Source organism: Anaerostipes faecis (assembly GCF_910574135.1).
GTDB classification, from domain to species: domain Bacteria; phylum Bacillota; class Clostridia; order Lachnospirales; family Lachnospiraceae; genus Anaerostipes; species Anaerostipes hominis.
On the sequence record NZ_CAJSYK010000058.1, the window covers coordinates 1 to 612 of the forward strand.

Annotated in this window: 1 pseudogene; it reads right to left on the minus strand. The window is 37.7% G+C overall.

Annotated features, from left to right (window positions below):
* Window positions 1-18: 18 nt before the first annotated feature.
* Window positions 19-612, minus strand: a pseudogene (locus tag QGT46_RS16790) (hypothetical protein); the annotation flags it as partial.

Sequence of the window (612 nt, forward strand, 5' to 3'; positions counted from 1 at the left end):
TCTATACATATTAAATTCCTATTTTATTCGTATTGCGGCTATCTCCGTGCCGCATCCGGCTAAATTTGCACCAATTCCAGTAGAAAGTCGACATGATAATATGTTTTGCTCTGTTAAGGCAAGTATACATACTTCTTTAAATGATAAGTAACCTTTTCCATAACATGAACTCGTAGATATGCTTGCGTTTTTGGTATTATTATAAACCTGAACACGCCTCGTAGACTCTGACGCGTTAGATGTAAAATTTCCTTTAGCGGTAACTATGTATGTACCAGCTGGAATTGCAATAGATGCGCCGCCCGAGTACGAATCCACTCCACCGCTTCCAACTGTTATTTCCTTTAAGTTTCTATATACTGTGCCAATTACGTTTAGTTTTGTGTTCGTAGAATTAAGGCTGGATTGATCTGCCTTATTGTTTAATCTTGTATTAGCCTGCTTCAAATCTTCGGCAGTCTTCGATAAAGCCGAATTTAAATCTTCAAATTTTCTGTCAAGATTTACAATAGAATTTTTCAGACTATGAATCTCTCCTGTATGTACCTGATATTGCTCGATACTTACGAGACCCACAGAGTCCAGATCAACCTCAAACGGTGTCGTATTTGA